Annotated in this window: 6 protein-coding genes; 1 reads left to right on the top strand and 5 read right to left on the bottom strand. The window is 38.6% G+C overall.

Annotated features, from left to right (window positions below):
- The first annotated feature begins 220 nt into the window (after positions 1 to 220).
- Entirely contained in the window at positions 221 to 529 is a 309-nt protein-coding gene (locus ACFIQE_RS08985; RefSeq protein ID WP_375641102.1) for a HigA family addiction module antitoxin, read from the top strand.
- Positions 530 to 538: 9 nt separating this feature from the next.
- Here the strand turns inward: ACFIQE_RS08985 and ACFIQE_RS08980 are convergent, their stop codons facing one another.
- The 5 genes from ACFIQE_RS08980 to ACFIQE_RS08960 form a co-directional block, all read right to left on the bottom strand.
- Positions 539 to 925 (bottom strand): hypothetical protein, encoded by a 387-nt coding sequence (locus tag ACFIQE_RS08980; protein WP_375641101.1) that lies wholly within the window; start codon positions 923 to 925, stop codon positions 539 to 541.
- On the bottom strand, positions 918 to 1,169 hold the full coding sequence (locus ACFIQE_RS08975) for a type II toxin-antitoxin system Phd/YefM family antitoxin (RefSeq protein ID WP_375707576.1): 252 nt from the start codon (positions 1,167 to 1,169) through the stop codon (positions 918 to 920). The genes ACFIQE_RS08980 and ACFIQE_RS08975 overlap by 8 nt, the downstream gene beginning before the upstream one ends.
- A 122-nt stretch (positions 1,170 to 1,291) precedes the next feature.
- Positions 1,292 to 1,570, bottom strand: coding sequence for a hypothetical protein (locus ACFIQE_RS08970; protein WP_375638183.1), 279 nt, complete (start codon positions 1,568 to 1,570; stop codon positions 1,292 to 1,294).
- Complete coding sequence (locus ACFIQE_RS08965) at positions 1,567 to 2,322, bottom strand: antA/AntB antirepressor family protein (RefSeq protein ID WP_375707575.1); 756 nt, start codon at positions 2,320 to 2,322, stop codon at positions 1,567 to 1,569. Before ACFIQE_RS08965 ends, ACFIQE_RS08970 begins: the two co-directional genes overlap by 4 nt.
- Positions 2,323 to 2,590: 268 nt before the next feature.
- On the bottom strand, positions 2,591 to 3,748 hold the full coding sequence (locus ACFIQE_RS08960) for a tyrosine-type recombinase/integrase (RefSeq protein WP_375707574.1): 1,158 nt from the start codon (positions 3,746 to 3,748) through the stop codon (positions 2,591 to 2,593).
- Positions 3,749 to 3,786 lie beyond the last annotated feature (38 nt).

Raw genomic sequence — 3,786 nt, 5'->3', positions numbered from 1 at the left:
TGGAAAGATTAAATACATAACCAAAGATAGCGCAAGTCAAATGGATAGCTGTTGTATAAGCTGGCTTGTATGATTTTCTTTCTTTAAAGTCCTTTTTGACTGACAGTGTCAGTCTTATGAGAGAGTGTAGATGATTGTTATGGTCTCTTCATTAATTTGGAGAGCAAGATGGCAACAGAATTTAAACTTCGTATTCACTTTATTAAGAAAGGATACAGTTATGGATGACATTCCTGCACAAAGAGATAAAAACCGCTGTCCTACTCATCCAGGAGAAGTTTTAGCAGATATTATTCCAGCAACAGGCAAAACAAAATCAGAAATTGCGCAGATGCTTGGTATATCACGTCAACATCTCTATGATATTCTAAATGCCGAAAAGCCTATATCTCCTTCTCTTTCGGCTTGTCTTGGCAAAATGTTTGGGAATGGAGCTGCCATATGGTTACGCATGCAAGCCAATTATGATGCGTGGCATGCTGAACGTGAAACAGATGTTAGCAAAATTCCAACACTCCACGCTGTTTAATTGTATCACTCAGTCTCTAGAGACTTTTCCAAGTGGTTTTATTGCTTTAACTTCTTTAATTTTAAGTGCAATTTTACGCACGAAAGCGAGGCTAAAACGCCCTTGTGGTTTTAAATCTTCAAAGTCAAACAAAGATTCGCAAGGAACAACATTAAATTCATCAACACGCACCCAAGATTGCTTTTGCAACCCCGCACGTCTACATTCTATCTCAGGTACTTTTAAGCTATATTGTAAATTAATAGGCTCTTGAGAAGTGATAGGAAACAAAAAAAAATGGCTTTCAGTTTTAACCATAACACAGGAAGGACGCGCTTTGCGCCCCGAATGTTCACCTTTTTGCGCTTGTTCGTGCCATAAATAATAATATTGAACAACATCCCCTGCTTTAAACATGTTCATCACTATTCAAAATGTCATCTAAACCACGATCTAAATCATCTAATATATTTTGAGGTGCATCTGCATAAACAAAAGATTGTGCGCCAAAACGCGCTTTTATTAATTCATGATATAAATCAACAGGAAGCATAATGATTTTTTCACGCCCTCGCTTTGTCAAAGCTACAGGTGTAGACATAGCCTCGTCTAAAATATCGCCTGCCCCGCGGTTTACATCTGTAAAACTATATTTTTTCATATGCACATCCTATCTTTAATGTATAATACGTATTGTACGTACAATACGTATTATGTAAAGATATTTTACGGTATTAACCACCTCCCCGCCTAAAAGACGAGGAGATAAATCATGTTTTTAAATTAAGCAGCTTTCTTAACAGAATTTTTCAAACTCGGCTCGTAAGCTTTCAACAAAGGCTCCATAATAGAAGGAGGTTTTAAAGATCCAAAATTTGTAATCATTGCCAGAACTCTGAGTGCATTTGGTGATTCATCTTGAAGTTTTAAAATCAGAGCTTTTTCTATTGCATCCATGGTTTCAATCAGAGCATTAAAAGCCTTATCTTCGACATCATCACGATCAGAAAATTGAAACAAAGCCATCCATAAATCACATAAAAAGTCGATACTGGTGTTCATTGTACACCTCCATGGATTTGTTCTCTCAAACAAGCTAATCCTCTGGATGTAATTTTTGTTGAAGGCAGCACCTTTTCTGTTCCGTCCGGTCTTTGAATGGTAATAGCGGGACAATCCATGAATCCTTTCTTTATTTTGTCCTGATAAGGTAACAGAGGCGCCCCTGGAGCCCGTCGATAGACCCAATCATTTTTCCGCAAGTAATCTGTTAAATCTTTTGGTCGTACTTCAAGCATTTTCGCTGCTTCAATAAGACCGAATAAACCATCAGAGCGTTTTAAACCTTCCAAAGCTTTTGCTTTTGGAGTCAATTCAGCAATAACATGATCTTTCTGCTCTATTTGATTTTGTAAGTGATTCAAGACACCAAGCAATGCTTCGGGTTTGGAATAATCAGCTTGTGATGCAGCTATCTGTGGGGTTGCTACTTGTTTTAAAAGCCTTTCACATTTGATAAAGTATAAACGGGCTTCTCTACCTTTCTTATTATTCTCAAGCATAGAAAGTTCTTTAGCTACACTTAAAGTTAGATGATAATCTTTACGATTGTGACCACCCCTGCCTTTGCTCCCCAAAATCGGGGAGCAAACAAAGTCTTGATTTTCTAATAAATTATATTTGTTAATACGGTCTGTAATCCAAGTAGAGAAATCTTTTCCTATTTCCAAAAACGCATGTAATTCGCGCGCATTTACCGTTTGAACAGTTTTCTGATCAATTATTTGTTCCAATATTGGAATAAGAGTGTTCATGAGAACTCCTTATCGTTAAATGTTTTTGATTGACACTCGATAAAAGAGTGCCGGGTGCTCAAAAACACGGCGATAAGTCCGTCGTTATGCTTTCCCCCAAAGGGTATTGTATAGCGTAACCACACCCGACAAGCCATTTATATGCTATACGCATATAATGAGTCAAAGCTTTTAATCTGCGGAAAAAGACTGTTTCGGCAATCCACCCGCTTATCGTCAAGGTGTTTTTGAGGCACCTGATTCGAAAATACACATTGCATAAATAATGTCAAGCCTTTCCTGATATAAAAGACGCCCACTGCTCTAAAAGAACATGTCGCTGTTCTAAAAAATCCGTTCGCATGTAGGCTTTCGTCACTGAACTCCCAACTGAATGGGCAAGAACAGTTTCGGCAATTTCAAACGGTGTTGACGTTGTCTCTGCTATCCAATCCCGTAAGCTTGAACGAAAACCATGGGGACGATAAGTTAAGCCGCAAACTGTCATATATTTTGCCATGCTTGCATCAGAAATTGGCTTGCCGGTAAGACCAGAAAAGAGAAAACTTTTTTTCTCAAAAGGGAGAGATTTTTCAATTACTTTCAAAGCTTCACGACTTAATGGCACGCGAAAATCTGAAACTTTCCCTACAATACCTTTCATGTTTTCTTTTGGTATCGTCCATATATTTTTGTCAATTTGTTCAAGGCGTAAATAGCGCAATGGATATGACCGTGCTCCTGTCAAAATCAATAACTTCAGTGCTAAATTTGAAAGGATCTTATCATCCAAGCTTTGATAAAATGCCGGAACCTCTTGCCATGGCATAGCAGGAATATTTGTTGATGTCGCACGTGGTTTTCCTAAAAGCGCGCGTGCCTTCATACAAGCCTGTAGATCAACATCTAAACCAAGAGCCGCAGCATATTTCAAACAAATATTGATACGGTTAAGTGCTTTTCGCGCTGTGTCTGCTTTTTCATGCCAAAGGGGTGCGAGAACATTGCGAATAATATTGGCTGTTAATTTTTCTATAGGTAAATTACCAATGTGTGGAATCACGTGCAACTCTAGTGGAGAAAACCAGCGGCCGTTTTTACCTTCATTTTTCAACTCTGCTTTTTTGCTTGCAAAAGCCGCTTTTGCAATTTCTTGAAAAATATTGCTTTGCTGTTTTAAAATAGTCTGTTCTCGAAAAACAATAGGATCATTGCCTTCTTTAAGAATATCACTATAATATCTTGCAAGCTCACGCGCTTCTTTTAAAGAGAGTTTCGTAACAGGACCAAGTCCCATTTCACGGCGCTTATTGTGGTGCGTATAGCGAAAAAACCAAGAGCGTGTATTGTCTTTTCGAACATTCAACCATAGCCCTGCCCCGTCACAATATTTACCCTGCGGAGACGTCTTTACGAATGATGCTGACAACCGATGAATCGCCCTCACTTAACGTCCCCTCTCGTCCACCTTTTCAAGCATTGCTC

The sequence above is a fragment of the Bartonella sp. AA1HLJMS genome (genome assembly GCF_042197445.1).
Lineage (GTDB): Bacteria > Pseudomonadota > Alphaproteobacteria > Rhizobiales > Rhizobiaceae > Bartonella.
The sequence above is the reverse complement of the archived record's forward strand: the minus strand, read 5'-3'. Positions and strand labels throughout refer to the sequence as shown.